General features: G+C 63.0%; 17 protein-coding genes. 8 read left to right on the top strand and 9 right to left on the bottom strand.

What is annotated here, in order from left to right; all coding sequences use genetic code 11:
- Positions 1-217: 217 nt before the first annotated feature.
- From RG836_RS07900 to RG836_RS07875, 6 genes are all read right to left on the bottom strand, one after another.
- A complete protein-coding gene (locus tag RG836_RS07900; protein ID WP_310844580.1) occupies positions 218-1,660 on the bottom strand; it encodes a catalase in 1,443 nt (480 codons plus the stop codon).
- 146 nt (positions 1,661-1,806) lie between these two features.
- Positions 1,807-2,436: a response regulator transcription factor gene (locus tag RG836_RS07895; protein WP_310844579.1), complete on the bottom strand. Its 630-nt coding sequence runs from the start codon at positions 2,434-2,436 to the stop codon at positions 1,807-1,809.
- Between the two features lie 85 nt (positions 2,437-2,521).
- On the bottom strand, positions 2,522-2,890 hold the full coding sequence (locus RG836_RS07890) for a response regulator transcription factor (RefSeq protein ID WP_310844578.1): 369 nt from the start codon (positions 2,888-2,890) through the stop codon (positions 2,522-2,524).
- Positions 2,887-4,905: a PAS domain-containing protein gene (locus RG836_RS07885; RefSeq protein WP_310844577.1), complete on the bottom strand. Its 2,019-nt coding sequence runs from the start codon at positions 4,903-4,905 to the stop codon at positions 2,887-2,889. Before RG836_RS07885 ends, RG836_RS07890 begins: the two co-directional genes overlap by 4 nt.
- Before the next feature lie 51 nt (positions 4,906-4,956).
- On the bottom strand, positions 4,957-5,382 hold the full coding sequence (locus RG836_RS07880; RefSeq protein ID WP_310844575.1) for an organic hydroperoxide resistance protein: 426 nt from the start codon (positions 5,380-5,382) through the stop codon (positions 4,957-4,959).
- Between the two features lie 141 nt (positions 5,383-5,523).
- A complete protein-coding gene (locus RG836_RS07875) occupies positions 5,524-6,393 on the bottom strand; it encodes a LysR substrate-binding domain-containing protein (RefSeq protein WP_310844573.1) in 870 nt (289 codons plus the stop codon).
- Positions 6,394-6,495: 102 nt separating this feature from the next.
- On the opposite strand from RG836_RS07875, the gene RG836_RS07870 reads away from it, so the two are divergent.
- Positions 6,496-7,206, top strand: coding sequence for a haloacid dehalogenase type II (locus tag RG836_RS07870; protein ID WP_310844571.1), 711 nt, complete (start codon positions 6,496-6,498; stop codon positions 7,204-7,206).
- A 23-nt stretch (positions 7,207-7,229) separates the two neighbouring features.
- Positions 7,230-7,970 (top strand): aldolase, encoded by a 741-nt coding sequence (locus RG836_RS07865; protein ID WP_310844569.1) that lies wholly within the window; start codon positions 7,230-7,232, stop codon positions 7,968-7,970.
- A 507-nt stretch (positions 7,971-8,477) separates the two neighbouring features.
- Here the strand turns inward: RG836_RS07865 and RG836_RS07860 are convergent.
- Both RG836_RS07860 and RG836_RS07855 read right to left on the bottom strand, forming a co-directional pair.
- Entirely contained in the window at positions 8,478-8,741 is a 264-nt protein-coding gene (locus tag RG836_RS07860; protein ID WP_310844567.1) for a short-chain dehydrogenase, read from the bottom strand.
- A complete protein-coding gene (locus RG836_RS07855; protein ID WP_310844566.1) occupies positions 8,738-9,022 on the bottom strand; it encodes a DUF3077 domain-containing protein in 285 nt (94 codons plus the stop codon). Before RG836_RS07855 ends, RG836_RS07860 begins: the two co-directional genes overlap by 4 nt.
- Before the next feature lie 670 nt (positions 9,023-9,692).
- Here RG836_RS07855 and RG836_RS07850 point away from each other — a divergent pair.
- Positions 9,693-10,364 (top strand): GNAT family N-acetyltransferase, encoded by a 672-nt coding sequence (locus tag RG836_RS07850; RefSeq protein ID WP_310844564.1) that lies wholly within the window; start codon positions 9,693-9,695, stop codon positions 10,362-10,364.
- Between the two features lie 3 nt (positions 10,365-10,367).
- Here the strand turns inward: RG836_RS07850 and RG836_RS07845 are convergent, their stop codons facing one another.
- Positions 10,368-11,267: an AraC family transcriptional regulator gene (locus RG836_RS07845; RefSeq protein WP_310844562.1), complete on the bottom strand. Its 900-nt coding sequence runs from the start codon at positions 11,265-11,267 to the stop codon at positions 10,368-10,370.
- Positions 11,268-11,370: 103 nt separating this feature from the next.
- On the opposite strand from RG836_RS07845, the gene RG836_RS07840 reads away from it, so the two are divergent.
- The 5 genes from RG836_RS07840 to RG836_RS07820 are packed head-to-tail and all read left to right on the top strand — an operon-like array spanning position 11,371 to position 15,816.
- Entirely contained in the window at positions 11,371-11,931 is a 561-nt protein-coding gene (locus RG836_RS07840; RefSeq protein ID WP_310844560.1) for a carboxymuconolactone decarboxylase family protein, read from the top strand.
- Between the two features lie 37 nt (positions 11,932-11,968).
- Positions 11,969-13,039, top strand: a complete 1,071-nt coding sequence (locus tag RG836_RS07835; protein ID WP_310844559.1) for an acyl-CoA dehydrogenase family protein — start codon at positions 11,969-11,971, stop codon at positions 13,037-13,039.
- The gene (locus RG836_RS07830) at positions 13,036-13,878 is read left to right on the top strand and encodes an ABC transporter ATP-binding protein (RefSeq protein ID WP_310844558.1); all 843 of its coding nucleotides are present in this window, start codon (positions 13,036-13,038) and stop codon (positions 13,876-13,878) included. Before RG836_RS07835 ends, RG836_RS07830 begins: the two co-directional genes overlap by 4 nt.
- Complete coding sequence (locus RG836_RS07825; protein WP_310844557.1) at positions 13,844-15,043, top strand: ABC transporter substrate-binding protein; 1,200 nt, start codon at positions 13,844-13,846, stop codon at positions 15,041-15,043. The genes RG836_RS07830 and RG836_RS07825 overlap by 35 nt, the downstream gene beginning before the upstream one ends.
- Positions 15,043-15,816 carry an ABC transporter permease gene (locus RG836_RS07820; RefSeq protein ID WP_310844556.1) on the top strand — a complete coding sequence of 258 codons (774 nt, stop codon included), beginning with the start codon at positions 15,043-15,045 and terminating at the stop codon, positions 15,814-15,816. The genes RG836_RS07825 and RG836_RS07820 overlap by 1 nt, the downstream gene beginning before the upstream one ends.
- Positions 15,817-16,172: the final 356 nt, after the last annotated feature.

The raw sequence follows: 16,172 nt of genomic DNA, 5'->3' as shown, positions 1-16,172 counted from the left end.
AGTGTTCATGGCAAGTGAGTCCACCAGTGAACCTTTGGGAGCTCAGTGTTCATGGCAACTGCATCCACCGCTGGACCTGTGGGAGCTGGCTTGCCAGCGATGAGGCCCTGTCAGGCAATAGAGATGTGTCGGCAGACATTCCACCTTCCCTGACAAGCAGGCTCCCCCAGTAATCTCCAGTGTTCATGGCAAGTCAGGGGCGACTGCCAGGCCGCGATCACCCCAGCTGTTCAATCGCCGCTGCCACTCCCGCGCCGTATTGCGGATCCGCAAGGGTGCAATGCTGGATGTGCCGCTGTTTGATCTCTGCCGACGCGCCGCGAATGGAGCGAGCGGTGTTGTCGAACAGGGCTTGTTGCTGGGCCGGGCTCATGAGGCGGAACAGCGCACCGGGTTGTGAGAAGTAGTCGGCATCTTCGCGATGGTTCCAATGCCCGGCGCCGCCGTGCAGAGCCAGGGGTGGTTCGCGGAAGTCGGGTTGCTCGATCCATTCACCGTAGCCATTCGGCTCGTAGCCCAAGGTGCTGCCGGCATTGCTGTCGGTGCGCATCTGGCCGTCGCGGTGGTAGCTGTTGACCGGGCATCTCGGCGCGTTGACCGGGATTTGGTGATGGTTCACACCCACGCGATAGCGCTGCGCATCGCCATACGAAAACAACCGCGCCTGGAGCATTTTGTCCGGCGAGAAACTAATGCCGGGCACCACGTTGGCAGGGTTGAACGCAGCCTGCTCGACGTCGGCGAAGTAGTTGCTCGGGTTGCGATTGAGCTCCATCACGCCCACTTCAATCAGCGGGTAATCGGCGTGCGGCCAGACTTTGGTCAGGTCGAACGGATTGATCGCATAGGTCTCGGCATCCCGTTCCGGCATCACCTGCACGAACAGCTTCCAGCGAGGGAAGTCGCCGGCCTCGATGCTCTCGTACAGATCACGCTGAGCGCTCTCACGGTCGTCACCGACCAGCGCCGAAGCCTGGGCATCGGTCAGGTTGGCGATGCCTTGCTCGGTTTTCCAGGTGAACTTGACCCACGACCGCTCGTTGTTAGGGCTGATGAAGCTGAAGGTGTGGCTGCCGAAACCGTGCATGTGCCGGTACGACTGCGGCAAGCCGCGATCGCTCATGACGATGGTGACCTGGTGCAGCGCTTCCGGCAGCAGGGTCCAGAAATCCCAGTTGTTATTGGCACTGCGCATGTTGGTGCGCGGGTCGCGTTTGACCGCGTGGTTGAGGTCGGGAAACTTCAGCGGATCGCGCAGGAAGAACACCGGCGTGTTGTTGCCCACCAGGTCCCAGTTGCCTTGCTCGGTGTAGAACTTGATGGCGAAGCCGCGAATGTCGCGCTCGGCATCGGCCGCACCGCGTTCACCGGCCACCGTCGAGAAACGCACGAACACGCTGGTGGTCTTGCCGATTTCAGCAAACAAGCGCGCCTTGGTAAACCGGGTGATGTCATGGGTCACGGTGAAGGTGCCGAAGGCCCCGGAACCCTTGGCGTGCATGCGCCGCTCCGGGATCACTTCGCGGTCGAAATGCGCGAGCTTCTCCAGCAGCCAGACGTCTTGCAACAGGGCCGGCCCACGTGGCCCGGCGGTTTGGATGTTGTTGTTATCGACCACCGGAGCGCCAGCGGCAGTGGTGAGTGTTTTCACCGTGGACATCACGGATTCTCCTGGTTGTTTTGCCACGTGTTCGCCCAATGCAGAACACGCGAACATGAAAACAGCGCCAGGAACATCCAACAATCACACGATGGTATCGATCATTTGTAGCGGTTTTATACCTTGGTTTAGTCCCGGGATTTCGCTCAGTGCCGGGTACTCGCCGCGAGCCGTAGGCGGGTTACTTTATTGACCAGGTCCGGCAACGAGCGAGCCTTCATCTTGCGCATGACTTTGCCACGATGGGCCTTGACCGTGATCTCGCTGATGTTCAGTTCGCCACCAATTTGCTTGTTCAGCAGCCCCGAAACCACCAGGTCCATGACCTCTTGCTCACGGCGGGTGAGGGTCGTCTGGCAGGCGCGCAAGGTTTGCAGTTCGGCGTCGTGATCGAGGGCGCTGTGGCTGCGCTGGATTGCGTGTTCGATGGTGCTCAGCAGCACGTCGGCGCCGAAGGGCTTGATCAGAAAGTCGAATGCCCCGGCCTTCATCGCTTGCACGCTGCGCGGTACATCGCCGCTGCCGGTGATGAAGATGATCGGCATGTCGGCGCGGTCGGCGGCGATCCGCTGTTGCAGGTCGAGGCCGCTGAGGTCCGGCAGGTTGAGGTCCAGCAGCAGGCAGCTGGGCGAATGCGGGCGCGGGCGGTCGAGGAACGACTGCGCGCAGGCGAAGGTTTCCGGCCGCCAGCCTGCACAGCTGATCAGCGCTTCCAGGGACTCGCGCATGGAAATATCGTCGTCGACCACGAACACATAGGGGATTTCGTTTGACACAGTGTTCACCTCATTCGGGACAGTAAAGCTCGCGCGACGCCTGTGTACCTTCGGCGATTATCCCGCGCAAACGCGAATCAGCTGCTCATCGATCCTTCAGTGCAGCGTCGATGGCCAGCGACAGGTCACCGTCGCTGAACGGCTTGATCAAGCATTGGGCACCGCGCAGCGGGAGCGGATGCGGGCGGCGTCGGTCGGCATAGGCCGTGATAAACACGATCGGCACCTCGTAATGGCGGCGGATCAATTCCTCCTGCAACTGCGGCCCCGACATGCCGGGCATCACCCGGTCGAGAATCAGGCATTGCGTCAGCGCCAGGCTGTCGGAGGCAAGAAAAGCTTCGGCCGAGGCGAACGCCGCGACCTCGTAACCGAACTCTCGCAGCAGATCCGGCAACGACTCACGAACCGATTCGTCGTCATCGATCACCGCGATCAGCACCCGTGCGTTCATGGTTCAGTCCTTGGCAGCGACGCTGAGCGGTCATCCACCGGGTCGAAACAGGGTTGGCGCGGGATGGCAAACCAGAACGTGGCGCCCGGTCCATCATTCGGCTCGGCCAACAGCTGGCCGTTGTGGCTTTCGATGATCGAGCGACTGATCGACAAGCCCATGCCCATGCCGTCAGCCTTGGTGGTGTAGAAGGCGCCGAACAGTCGCTCGACGTCCTGCGCGGTAATGCCCGTGCCTTCGTCGCGCACCGCCAGGCGCACGCAGTCATCGGCGTCGTGGGCGGTGGTGATCAACATTACGCGCGGCCGATCATGCACCTCGATCATCGCTTCGCTGGCGTTAAGCAGCAGATTGAGAATCACCTGTTGCAACTGCACGCGGTCGCAGGTCACCGGCGGCAAATCGTCCGCCATATCGAGGTGGACGACGACGCGGTTTTTCTGCAGTTCGATGCGAATCAGCGCCAGCACTTCGCGGGTCGCTTCATTGAGGTCGACGGCTTCGGCGCTGATCAGGTTTTTACTGAACAGCGTGCGCAGGCGCGAGATCACCTCGGCGGCGCGGTTGCCGTCGCGGATGGTCCGGCGCGCGGTTTCCAGGGCCCCGTTGATGTTTGGCGGCACCGCGCCGAGCATGCGCAGGCAGGTGCTGGCGTTGGTGATGATGCCCGACAGCGGCTGGTTGACTTCGTGGGCAATCGACGCAGTCAGGGTGCCGAGGCTGGCCACCCGCGAGACGTGGGCCAGTTCCGAACGCACGGTGTTCAGCGCCTCGTCTGACAGGCGTTGCGAGGTCACGTCGCGGACTGCGCCGATGTACTCGATCTGGTCGTTCTGGCGGATCGCACCGTTGGCGAATTGCAGGTACTTGACGGTCTGATCGGGCATCAACAAGCGGCAGTCGAAGTCGAAATCGCCGCCGTCGGTGCGCCCCCGTTCAATCATGTCGCGCATCAAGGCCCGGTCGTCCGGATGCACCCGCGCCAGGATGCGTTCGAGGGTGATCGGCTCGGCGGGGGCCAGTTCGAAGATCCGGCAGTACTGCTGCGACAGGGTGATTTCGCCACTGCCCAGGTGCCAGGAAAAACTCCCGGTGGCGCTGATGTGTTGGGCGCGGGCCAGGAACGCCTCGCTGCGCTTGAGCGCATCTTCGCTCTGCGCTCGTTCGATGGCGATGCTGGCGATGAACGAGAACTGCTGCGTCAGGCCTTGATGGACCGCGCTCGGCGTGCCGGTGTCGCGGCGGTAGATGGCGAAGATGCCGAGCAATTCACCCGGCAGCGACAGGATCGGTGAAGACCAGCACGACTTCAAACCGTGGGCCAGGGCATGGGCCGGCCAGCTGCCGTCGGCCCAGCGCAGGTCATGTTCGATGTCGGCGACCACCACTTGCTTGCGCTGCTTTGCCGAGAGGCCAAAAGGCCCGGCGGCGCAGGTGAATGGCTCGTCGTCCCTAAAGTTGAAGCAGCTGGCGGGCAGCCCCGGCCCGATCACCTGTTGTACCCGTTTGCCGCTGCGATCCAGCAGCAACACACTGGCGAAACAGCCCTCGGCCGTGGCATCCAGCAGCTTGCACAATTCAGTGAGCACGGTGGCCAGCGGCCGGCCACGGGCGACCATTTTCAGCAGGCGTTTCTCGCCGCTGTGCAGAGCGTGCGTGCGCTTCTGCTCATCGATATCCACTTGCAGCACTGACCACTGGGCAATCTCGCCATCTGGTCCGCGCAACGGCACGCCCCGGGCGTTGAACCAGCGAAAGACGCCGTCGGCGCCGCGCAGGCGATGCTCGACCTCGTAGGGTTCGCCAGTGCTGATCGCATGCTCCCAGGCGATGGTCACCGAGGTGAGGTCATCGGCATGCACTGCCACTTGCCAGCCTCGGCCCAGGCTCTGCGCGACCGTCAATCCGGTGTAGTCGCGCCAGCGCTGATTGAGAAAATCGGTATCGCCCTGCGCCGTGGCCGTCCAGACCAGAGCGGGCAGGGCGTCGACGACGCGCTGGAGTGGGTTGTTCATGCCAGGACCTTCAATGGCGGGAGCAGCCGCCGCGCGCCGTGGGGCACAGCGTCAGGCCAGGGTGATCTCGACGTGGATGTTGCCACGGGACAGTTTCGAGTAGGGGCACGTCTGATGCGCGGCGTCGACCAGTGCCTGGCTGGTTTCGCGGTCCAGGCCGGGAATGCTGACCTTCAGCCGCGCCTGCAGGAAGTAGCCGCCGTCGGCGTTGCACAGATCCACTTCGGCATCGATTGCGGTCTCTTCCGGCAGTTTGACTTTCATTGAGCGCGCAGCCAGTTGCATCGCCCCTTCAAAGCACGCCGACCAACCGGCCGCGAACAGTTGCTCGGGGTTGGTGCCGGGGCGCGCGGAGCCTGGTGCCGAGTGCTGGATATCGAGACGACCGTCGTCGCTCTTCGAACGGCCGTCGCGGGCGCCGGTGGTATGGACTTTACCGGTGTACAGCACGTTATCGGCAGGCACGGGGGTAGGCATGGGCAGACATCCTGAGTGTTGTTAGGGAGTACGCATGACACCAGAAGCCTGGCGGCGCTTCTATAACACTAAGGTGTCGGGTTTTTACGCCCAGGCATGATTGCCTGCCCTCTCGCGTGGTCACGATCACCGGCAGAGCCGTCAGCCGAAGCGGTGTTGCTCCAGCGTGACGTGGTGGATCAGGTAGTCCACCAGTTTCTGGCGCAGCGCCGAGGACGCACCGTCGGCGCCGAGCAAGGCCAGTTCGGTGGCGGGGGCGGGGGCGAAACCGTCATCTTCGCCCAGCAAGTGATGGCTGGGCAGCACCGCCGCCGCGGGCACCAGGCTCATGCCGATGCCGGCAGCCACTGCGGCCTGGATGCCGGCCAGGCTTTGGCTGGAAAACGCGATGCGCCAGCGGCGGCCGGCGGCTTCCAGGGTGTGGATCAAGCGATTGCGGTAAATGCAGCCCTGCGGGAACACGGCAATCGGCACCGGGTCGTTGAGGTGCACGCTCAGATCCTTGCCGCAAATCCACGCCAGCCGTTCCGGCCAGCAGGCGATGGCTTCGCCGACCCCGGCATCGCGCTTGATGATGATCAGGTCATTGCTGCCGTCGGCCATCAGCGCCCGCAGGTCGGTGCTCATGCCGGTGATGATGTCCAGGCGCACCGCCGGGTGCAGACGGGTGAACCCGGACAGCAGTTGCATCAGCCTATGGGAATCAAAATCCTCCGGCACGCCGAGGCGCAGCGACACTTCTTCCTCGGTGGACTGCATCAATTGCTGCGCTTCTTCCGCCAGCAGCACCAGGCGCCGGGCATAACCCAGCAAGCGCTCGCCATCCTCGGTCAGTTGCACGGTTTTGCCGGCCCGATGGCGCCGCAGCAACACATGGCCGACTTGCTCCTCCAGCTTGCGAATCTGCTGGCTGACCGTCGATTGCGTGCGGTGCACTCGCTCACTGGCGCGGGTGAATCCCCCGGCATCGACCACGGCGACAAAGGTTTGCAGCAATTCAAGATCAAGCATGGCGATACATTCTTTAAACGAATTAAATGCCGATTTTAATTTAATTTTACGATTTAGCAATCGGCGCCTAGGCTCAAGCGAACTCAGACACAGGAGCCTCCCATGTCACTCTCCAACCGCACCCGGCCAACCTGGCTGACCTTCGACTGCTACGGCACGCTGATCCAGTGGGACGAGGGCTTACTGGCCTACGTCGAAGCGCTGCTGCGGCGCAAGGGCCTGCGCAACGCCGAGCCGGATCAGTTCATCGCCTTCTACGACCGCCACGAGCACCGCCTCGAACAACAACGCCCGCATCAGAATTTCAAGGACATCTCCGCGCAGTCACTGCGCCTGACCCTGGAAGAATTGGGCCTGGCCTACGACGACGGCGATGCACAACAGCTCAACGAACACATCCGTCGCATGCCGCCGTTTCCCGAAGTGGTCGAGACGCTGAAATGGCTCAAGGAGCAGGGCTTCAACACCAGCATTATTTCCAACACCGATGATGACGTGATCGCCGGCAATGTCGCACAACTGCACGGCTGTATGGATCGGGTGATCACCGCCGAGCAGGCCCAGGCTTACAAGCCCAATCCGCAGTTGTTCACCCACGCCTGGCAGGCGTTGGGCGTGAACAAGGATGAAGTGCTGCACATCTGCGCCAGTCCGCACCTGGACCTGGCGGCGGCGCGGGACATGGGCTTTCGTTGTGTGTGGATCGACCGTGGTACCGAACGTCGGGCCTTGCCCGACTATCAGCCCGACCGCGTGCTGAACAATCTGGCGCAAGTCAAAGACCTGATTGGCGAATGGGGCTGGGCCCGTTGAACGACTTGAAAAAGGAGTACGCGATGAACCCGTTACGCGGCACACATCTGGCGCTGTTCGATGAACCGCTCATCGCCAGCCTGCGCGAGGACCTGGCCCTGGCCCTGCGCGCCGCTGCGCACTTCGGCCTGGGCGAGGGCGTGTGCAACCACTTCAGCGTCGCCGTGCCGGGCAGCGAGCACTTTTTGCTCAACCCCCGTGGCTTGATGTGGGAGGAGGTCGGCGCGCAGGACATCGTGATCATCGACGGCCAGGGCCGGATCCTTGCCGGGCGCCATGAGGTCGAGCCGACGGCGATGTTTATCCACGGCGCGGTGCACCGCATCACCGGCAAACTTTGCGTGCTGCACACCCACATGCCTTACGCCACCGCGCTGACGCTCACTACTGCGCGGGGCCTCGACACCACCCTGTCGCAAAACGCCATGCGTTTCCACGGACGAACCGCGCTGGACGAGCACTACAACGGCTTCGCCCTCGACGCCCGCGAGGGCGAACGCATCGCCCTGGCCATGGGCGACGCGGACATTGTGTTCCTGGGCAATCACGGCGTGGTGGTATGCGGCGAACGCATCGACTATGCCTTCGACGACCTCTATTACCTGGAACGCGCCTGCGCCGCCGAAATCCTCGCCCGCACCAGCGGCCTGCCACTGGCACCCTCCACCCCGGCGATTGCCCAAGCGGTGTGCGAACAAGCGTCAGGCGAGCGGTTGCAGTCGGAACTGTTTTTTCAGGCCTTGCGCCGTAAATTGGTGGGGTGATTGGTTGGTCCACCAGTCATGGCCAGACCTGAAATGTGGGAGTGAGCCTGCTCGCGAAAACGTCAGGCCAGCCACCCCATCAACAACTGGCCCACTGCTTTCGCGAGCAAGTTCGCTCCCACTTTAATCTGCAGTGTTCATGGCGACAGCGACCGCTCCAAAACCTCGCGGCAGGCCAACACAAAACCCCAGCACCCTAGAAAAATCTGTCCAATGTCGGCCACAACCCCCCCGCACACCACCAAACCCTGTGGGAGCGGGCTTGCCCGCGATGGCGTCAGCCCAGCCAACACATCATCAACTGACCCACCGCTTTCGCGAGCAGGCTCGCTCCCACAATAATTTCCAGTGTTGGCAACAGCGATCACCACAAAATTCCATGCAGGCCAACCACAAAAACTCCGGCACACCACCAAACCCTGTGGGAGCGAGCCTGCTCGCGAAGACGTCAGCCCAGCCAAAACACCATCACTGACCCACCACCCTCACAAGCAAGCCCAACCCAACTCAACCCGCCCGAAGCCGCCAACCCAGCACATCCATCACATCGCAGCCATCACGCAACAACATCGCCGCCGCATGCGCCAGTTGCTGCACATCCGCCCCACTGGCCTTGCTGATGTCCAGATTGGCCAGGCTTTCCATCGTCTGCGTCGCCGCCAGCAAACGGCTCGCCGCGCTACTGTGCAGCTCCGCCATGGAAGCCTGTGTCGCCACCAACAACACCGGCACCTTGCCTTCGTTGTGGGTCATCGGCATATGCGCATTCATGCCTTACCTCCGGCATCCGCCGCACGCATGCCTTCGATGGAAGCCTGCAACAACGACCGCGCCGACCCCAGCATCTGCTGACTGGCCCACTGCAACGAAGCCACATGCTCCGGCCGGGTCGCCACGGGGGCTTGATGGGCGAGGGCTTCGGCGCAACTGAGGTAGGCCGAGGCGTGTTCCAGGGCGTCGAGCAAGGGGATATCGGGTTGTACCGAGAAGAGGTGGTGATCGGTGTGATCGCAGGGGGCGAAGGGGGTGGATTTGGTAGTGAAGTCCGTCATGGGTGTAGCTCCTGATAAGTCAAAGAGCTGCCACGGCAACGCCGTCAATCGAATAGGTGGCAACTGTGTGCGGGTTGACGGACCGGTCCAGGAAACCCGGCGCACCCGAAAGTGCCCCGCACACAGTCACCATAAGCTTTTGTCGGGCACACGAGTGCACGAGCAAAGTGGAGACAATGCGATCCCAGAAAGAGCCGAGCCGTCAAACCCGATCACGAATGAGTCGTGACAGGGCGCGAGGATAGGGAGAGCGGGCAGGGCCGTCAACCGGGCCTGCGCGTGAAATGGCGGCGGTGTTTGTAGGCCTGTTCCTGTCTAAGTTGCGCCGATTTAAAGGATACGAACACTTGGTCTGACCATTCCATATTGTTGGAATGGTCAAGTAGCGGCACGGCCACGGCCAGTCGGCGCATTCAATTGCTGGATGGCGTCGAGCTTGTTGCGGGGGAAACCTGGGTTGATGAGCGCGGTGGCTGGACGCAAACCCTGGCTAACTTACCGTTGAAAAGTTACAGCCTGACGGCCAAGGCGCGGTACGGCGCCGAGCCGGTATCGACGCCGCCGCGCACCTTCAAGGTCGAGCCGCCGCTGAGTGTTGATCGCACGAGCATGGGAACGATCAGCTCAGCGGCGTATGATCCGCACCTCACCCTACCGAGCCCATCGTTCAATGCCCACCCTCACGCACTACAACAGCCCCTGCCCGGAGGCGATCACCAGCCAGATTCTGCAACTGGTGGTCGATAACCTCACCGACATCAGTCAGGTCGGGCTGGGGCCGAGCAATCTGTTGTACAACGTTTATCAGTACGTGATCGGCTACGAGGTGCATCTGCACCTGGCGGCGCTGGAGGGCGGGGCGGTGGAGTTGATCGTGGCCACGGATGAGGACGATCCGGCGCTGGTCAGCGGTTTTTTGCTGTACCTGCCGGTCAAGGATGATCCCGAGGCTTGTGGGGTGGCGTACATGGCGGTGCACGCGCGGCATCGGCGTCAGGGGATTGCCCGGGGAATGCTGCGGCAGATGCGGGCGCGTTATCCGCAGGCCGAGCTGAGTTGCAGCGTGGGCAAGGTCGGTTGGTTCGAGGCTTTGGGCTTTCGGGTGTTGGGCGCACGGGGCCCGCAGATTCTGATGAGCACCCGCGACCACAGCAGCGACGGCTTGATGGCGACCCAGGACCTGGCGCCGATCTTTGCCTCCACCGAAGTGCGGCAGATTCACACCTACCTGCTGCAACGCCACGGCAAGCGGGCGATGATCGATGCCGAAAAGCAACGGGACCGCCACCTCGACCAGATGACCGCCAAGGCCCGCACGTTTATCCAGCAACGCCTGCACTGATCGCTACTGCTTGCGATACGCCCCCGGCTGAATCCCCATGGCTTTTGCGAAGGCGCGGGTGAACGCCGCCACCGATTGGTAGCCGACCGCCGCGCTGACGTGTTCGACGGTGTTATTGGCCTTGAGCAATTGGCAGGCGTGGCGGATGCGCAGCGCCAGCAGCACTTGCCCCGGTGATTGCCCGGCGAGGTCGCTGAAGCGTTTGAAAAACGCCGAGCGCGACAGGCCGGTGCAGGCCGCCATGCTTTCCAGCGGCCAGGGCTGTTCCGGGTGATCGATTAATTGCCCCAGCAGCGCGGCGAAGTCCGGGTGCCGCGCCAGTGCCACCATCCCGCCGAGGTGCGGATTGTCCGCGACTTGTTGGCGCAACACGTACAGAAACAGCAGATGACTCAGGCGCTCCAGCAGCGCGGTCGAAGGGGCCGGCAGGCGTTGGCACTCGTCCAGAATCAGCTCGAACAAGGCCCGCGCCGCCGCTGAAGACGGGTCGCCGGCGCGCAGGATGATGCAGTTGGGCAAACCGTCGATGATCAGTGACGACAGGCCCGACTTGAAGTGAAAGAAACCGCACACTAACCCCACGCCATCTTCGGCCTGCTTGTCCAGGGCGGTCATGGCCATGCGTGGCAATTGCTGCGCGGCGTCCGCCTGTTCCGCACTCGATAGCCGATAGTCCAGGTCCCGCAGCAGGAACACCGCATCGCCGGCCTCCAGCCGTTGACTTTCGGCGACACCGGCAATGTGCAGCCAGCAATGCCCGTGCACGATCACATGGAAACTCGCGCGCTCCAGGCCATGGGTGCTGGCATGCCATTGCCCGCAATAGCGCCCGACGTGAAACAGGCTGGCGTCGAGTTCGAGGTTTTCTAATAACCAATCAACCAGTGGGCTGGACGAAATCATCTAATGGAAACACTCAAGAGCAAGTAATCGCGACTTTAGAATATGGTTCGGAATTCTTATAACCAACAGACTGGAGCGACACCCTACCTTCGGAGTCCCCGCCATGTCCCGCGTTACTTTACACACCCTTGAGACTGCACCTGAAGCGGCCAAGCCGTTTCTGGAAAGCGCGTTGAAAAACTCGGGCTTTATACCGAACCTGCTGGCCGTGCTGGCCAATGCCCCGGCGGCGCTGGAAACCTACGTGACGGTCTCGGGCCTGAATGGCAACGCCACGTTGAGCCTGGGCGAACGGGAAGTGGTGCAGTTGATTGCCGCGACTAATCATGGCTGCGATTTCTGCGTCGCCGGCCACACCGCCGTGGCGCTGAACAAAGCGAAGTTGCCAGACGAAGTGGTCAGCGCGCTGCGGGAAAAATCGCCATTGCCGGTGGAGAAACTCGAAGCCTTGGCCGCTTTCGCCCGCGAAGTGATCGCCACCCGTGGCGATGTCAGCGACGCCACCTACAGTGAATTCAAAGCTGCCGGTTACACGGAAGGTCAGGCGCTGGAGGTGATCCTCGGGATCAGCCTGGCGACCCTGTGCAACTTCGCCAACGTGTTCGCCCGCACGCCGTTGAACCCGGAACTGGCGACTTACCGCTGGCAGTCGGGCGCGCAGTGAGTGCTCCAGACCGCACCGCGTTGACAGGAGGTAAAGCATGTTGAACCGAGCTTTGACTCAGTGGCTCGACACCCAGGCCGAGGCGCTGGACCTGGGCCAGTGCGACGCTGAGGCCGTGCTGACGAAGCTGGCCAGCGCTGACGTGCTGCGCGTCGGTGTCGATGGTGAGTCGGGGGGCAGTGGCGGCAGCGTGGCCGACGCCATCGAGGCGATTGCCGCCGTCGCCAGCCATTCCCTGGCCGCGGCGTTTGTGTTTTGGGGCCAGCGCGCCTTTATCGAATACCTGCTGCAGAGCCCCAACATGGCGTTGCGCGAACAGTTGTTGCCCTCGTTGCTCAGCGGTGAACTGGCCGGCGCCACCGGGTTGTCGAACGCGATGAAATTCCTCTCGGGCATCGAGTCGCTGCAAGTCGGCGCCCAGGCCAATGGCGATGGCTGGCGCCTGAACGGCCGGCTGCATTGGGTCACGAACCTGCGCAAGAGCGGATTTGTGGTCGCTGCGGCGATTGAGCGCGAGGCGGGCGGGGCGCCGTTTGTGCTGGCGATTCCCGACCGCCTGCCCGGCGTGCAACGCTCGGCGGATCTGCAGTTGATGGGCTTGCAATCGAGCAACACGGCGGCACTGGACCTGGTGCAGGTCGAGGTGCCCGGCGACTGGTTGTTGCACGAGGATGCCAAGGCTTTTCTGCCAGCGGTGCGCCCGGCGTTCCTCGGTTTGCAATGCGGCTTGGCCATTGGCCTGGCCCGGCGTGCCCTGAATGAAGTCCAAGGGCATTTGCACGACACCCGCTCGATCCTCAGCGAACCGCTGCACGAGCAGCGCGAGCAACTGGAGCACGCGGTGCAGGCGTTGAAAAGCGGTGTGCTCGACGGGCGTTTTCGCACGCAACCGGCCGAGCTCTTCCAGTTGCGCATCGCCTTGGCCGAGGCCGCCGCGCAAGCGGTGCAACTGGAGTTGCAAGCCAGTGGCGGCAAGGCCTATCTGTGCAGCCACGGTGCTGGATTCGCCCGGCGCTGGCGCGAGTCGGCGTTCGTGCCGATCGTCACCCCGAGCCTGGTGCAGTTGCGCGCCGAATTGCAGCGCCAGGCCCGGGACGCCGCCGCATGAGCCGGCCTGTGCTGGAGGCGCGGCAGATCGCGCTCGGCTACCCCCGCGCGCAAGGTTGGCAAGCGGTCCTGGAAGGCTTTGACCTGCAACTGCAACCGGGCGAGGTGGTGTCTATCCTCGGCCCCAGTGGCGTCGGCAAATCCAGTTTGCTGCGGGTCTTGGCCGGCTTGCAGGTGCCGCATCAGGGGCAGGTTAGCTTGCTCGGCGAAGCCCTCGACGGTCCGCATCCACGAGTGGCCGTGGCGTTTCAGGACCCGAGCCTGTTGCCGTGGTTGAGCCTGGAAAAAAACGTCGCGTTCGGCCTCGATTTCGCCCGCCAGCCAACGTTGAGCGTGGCGCAGCGCAAGGCGCGGATCGATCACGCGATCGACGCCGTGGGCCTGCAGCACGCTCGCGAGCAATACCCGGCGCAACTGTCCGGCGGCATGGCGCAACGCACCGCACTGGCGCGCTGCCTGGCGCGCCAGCCGCAAGTGTTGCTGCTCGACGAGCCGTTCGGCGCGCTGGACGAAGTGACCCGCGCCGACATGCAGGCGCTGTTGCTCAAAGTCATCCGAGAGCACAACACCGCCGCAGTGTTGATCACCCATGACATTGACGAAGCCCTGCTGCTCTCCGAGCGGATTCTGCTACTGGGCAACAGCCCGGCGCGGACCCTTGGCGAGTGGCGCATCGACTTGCCTCAGCCGCGTGCCGAGCTGGTCGAGGAACTGGGCGCCTTACGCATCGAGATTCTCAAAACCCTTCGGCGGGCGAGCCGCACTCCTGACCCTCAACCCTTGCCCGATTCCCCGGAGAACCCCTATGTGCCTGGACGACTTCACTCACACTCGTCGTGACTTTCTCAAACTCAGTGCGTTGCTGACCGCTGCCGGGGCCATGCCGCTGCTCACCAGCCTGAACGCCCGTGCCGCGTCGGAGCCCAACGCGCCCGTACGCATCGGTTACCTGCCGATCACCGACGCCACGCCGTTGCTGGTGGCGCACAACAATGGCCTGTTCGAGGCCGAGGGCATCCAGTCCGAGCGCCCGGTGCTGCTGCGCAGTTGGGCGCAGGTGATCGAGGCGTTTATCTCCGGGCAGGTCAACGTGATTCACTTGCTGTCGCCGATGACGGTGTGGGCGCGATACGGCAGCAAAGTGCCGGCGAAAGTCGTGGCCTGGAACCATGTCGGTGGCTCAGGCCTGACCGTTGCGCCAGGCATCAACGAGGTTAAGCAACTGGGCGGCCAGTCGATCGCGATTCCGTTCTGGTATTCGATCCATAACGTGGTGCTGCAGCAGTTACTGCGCGACAACGCCCTGCAACCGGTGAGCAAGGCCAGCAACGCGACGCTGGCGCCCAATGAAGTCAACCTGCTGGTGCTGCCACCGTCCGATATGCCGCCCGCCCTGGCCAGCCAACGCATCGCCGGCTACATCGTCGCCGAGCCGTTCAACGCCTTGGCCGAGCAGCTCAAGGTCGGCCGGGTGCAGCGCTTTACTGGTGACGTCTGGCGCAACCACGCGTGCTGCACGGTGTTCATGCACGAGAACGATTTGAACAACCGGCCGGAGTGGTCGCAGAAGGTGGTCAACGCGATCGTCAAGGCGCAACTCTGGACTCGCGACAACCGCGCCGACGCCGCCAAATTGCTCTCGAAGGAGGGCGCCAACCGCTACACGCCACACACCCTTGACGTGCTTAACCGCGTGTTGTTGCCGGACCCCAGCGCGCGCGGTGAATACCTGAAGAGCGGGGCGATCCAGCACAGCGATTGGGACGAGCACCGCATCGACTTCCAGCCGTACCCGTTCCCGAGCTACACCGAAGAGCTGGTCAAGCGTCTCAAGGACACTTTGATCGAAGGCGACAAGGGCTTTCTCGCCGGCCTCGACCCGCTCCAGACCGCGGCCGATCTGGTGGACGATCGCTTCGTGCGCAAGGCCGTTGAATCGGTCGGCGGGCTCAAGGCGTTCGGCTTGCCGGACAGCTTCGAGCGGCAAGAGGAGTTCAGTCTCTGATGGTTCGACGTGTTGCTTCTGACCTGCATTCATCGGCGCTGCACTGGGCCTTGGGCCTCGCCGGGCTGGCGAGCCTGTTGCTGCTGTGGTGGCTGGGCATTCGCCTGTTTGGCAGCGTCGAAGGCTTGTCCGCGCGTTTTTCCCCGCAAGCGACGCTGCTGAGTCTGGTGGAACTGCTCGGTCGCGCAGAGGTGTACGAACACATCGCGGTCAGCCTGCAGCGGATTCTGGTGGGGCTGTCGCTGGCGCTGCTGATTGGCGTGCCCCTGGGGCTGTTGATCGGCAGCTATCGGCATCTGGAAGCGGCGACCACCCCGGCGTTTCAGTTTTTGCGGATGATCTCGCCGCTGTCCTGGATGCCGGTGGTGGTGATGCTGATGGGGGTGGGTGATCGGCCGATCTATTTTCTGCTGGCGTTTGCGGCGGTGTGGCCGATCCTGCTCAACACCGTGGCCGGCGTGCGCCAACTCGACCCGCGCTGGCTGCAACTGAGCCGCAGCCTGAGCGCGACCCGTTGGGAGACCTTGCGCCGGGTGATCTTGCCCGGGGTTCTCGGCCATGTGTTGACCGGCGTGCGCCTGGCGATCGGGATTCTGTGGATCGTGCTGGTGCCCTGCGAGATGCTCGGGGTGAGTGCGGGGTTGGGGTATTTCATTCTGGATACGAGGGATCGGTTGGCGTATTCGGAGTTGATGGCGATGGTGGTGTTGATTGGGGTGTTGGGGTTTACGCTGGATGCGCTGGCGCGGCGGTTGCATCGGGTGGTGCATTAGGGGCTGATGTGCTCGCGAACGGTTGTGGGAGCGAGCCTGCTCGCGAAGGCTTCGGGTTGGGTCATGGATTTGGTTGGTGTACATATCCGTTGCTGCGGTAACGGCTGCTTAGGGTTTCGCTCTTACAGCGAGTCACCTTTTTCAAACGCCGGTGTGCCGGCCCAGCAAAAAGGTAACCCAAAAGGCTCGCCCCTGACGTCCGGCCCCTCGCGTAGGCTCGGGATCCCTTCGCTCCGGCATTCATCCGGGGGCATCGCCCTCCGGTTGGCTTCGCTGGCACCTACATGCGATGAGTTCGACTGCGTCGAACGGCGCTGCGCGCCAATCCCCGGATAAACACCTTCACTCAGCCTCCC

It is taken from the genome of Pseudomonas rhizozeae, from assembly GCF_031583775.1.
Taxonomy (GTDB): Bacteria; Pseudomonadota; Gammaproteobacteria; order Pseudomonadales; family Pseudomonadaceae; genus Aquipseudomonas.
The sequence above is the reverse complement of the archived record's forward strand: the minus strand, read 5'-3'. Positions and strand labels throughout refer to the sequence as shown.

Bases quoted from the DNA above. Each gene is read 5' to 3' on its own strand.
- RG836_RS07900 (WP_310844580.1), bottom strand. From the start codon at position 1,660: ATGTCCACGGTGAAAACACTCACCACTGCCGCTGGCGCTCCGGTGGTC.
- RG836_RS07890 (WP_310844578.1), bottom strand. From the start codon at position 2,890: ATGAACGCACGGGTGCTGATCGCGGTGATCGATGACGACGAATCGGTT.
- RG836_RS07885 (WP_310844577.1), bottom strand. From the start codon at position 4,905: ATGAACAACCCACTCCAGCGCGTCGTCGACGCCCTGCCCGCTCTGGTC.
- RG836_RS07880 (WP_310844575.1), bottom strand. From the start codon at position 5,382: ATGCCTACCCCCGTGCCTGCCGATAACGTGCTGTACACCGGTAAAGTC.
- RG836_RS07875 (WP_310844573.1), bottom strand. From the start codon at position 6,393: ATGCTTGATCTTGAATTGCTGCAAACCTTTGTCGCCGTGGTCGATGCC.
- RG836_RS07870 (WP_310844571.1), top strand. From the start codon at position 6,496: ATGTCACTCTCCAACCGCACCCGGCCAACCTGGCTGACCTTCGACTGC.
- RG836_RS07865 (WP_310844569.1), top strand. From the start codon at position 7,230: ATGAACCCGTTACGCGGCACACATCTGGCGCTGTTCGATGAACCGCTC.
- RG836_RS07860 (WP_310844567.1), bottom strand. From the start codon at position 8,741: ATGAATGCGCATATGCCGATGACCCACAACGAAGGCAAGGTGCCGGTG.
- RG836_RS07855 (WP_310844566.1), bottom strand. From the start codon at position 9,022: ATGACGGACTTCACTACCAAATCCACCCCCTTCGCCCCCTGCGATCAC.
- RG836_RS07850 (WP_310844564.1), top strand. From the start codon at position 9,693: ATGCCCACCCTCACGCACTACAACAGCCCCTGCCCGGAGGCGATCACC.
- RG836_RS07845 (WP_310844562.1), bottom strand. From the start codon at position 11,267: ATGATTTCGTCCAGCCCACTGGTTGATTGGTTATTAGAAAACCTCGAA.
- RG836_RS07840 (WP_310844560.1), top strand. From the start codon at position 11,371: ATGTCCCGCGTTACTTTACACACCCTTGAGACTGCACCTGAAGCGGCC.
- RG836_RS07835 (WP_310844559.1), top strand. From the start codon at position 11,969: ATGTTGAACCGAGCTTTGACTCAGTGGCTCGACACCCAGGCCGAGGCG.
- RG836_RS07830 (WP_310844558.1), top strand. From the start codon at position 13,036: ATGAGCCGGCCTGTGCTGGAGGCGCGGCAGATCGCGCTCGGCTACCCC.
- RG836_RS07825 (WP_310844557.1), top strand. From the start codon at position 13,844: ATGTGCCTGGACGACTTCACTCACACTCGTCGTGACTTTCTCAAACTC.
- RG836_RS07820 (WP_310844556.1), top strand. From the start codon at position 15,043: ATGGTTCGACGTGTTGCTTCTGACCTGCATTCATCGGCGCTGCACTGG.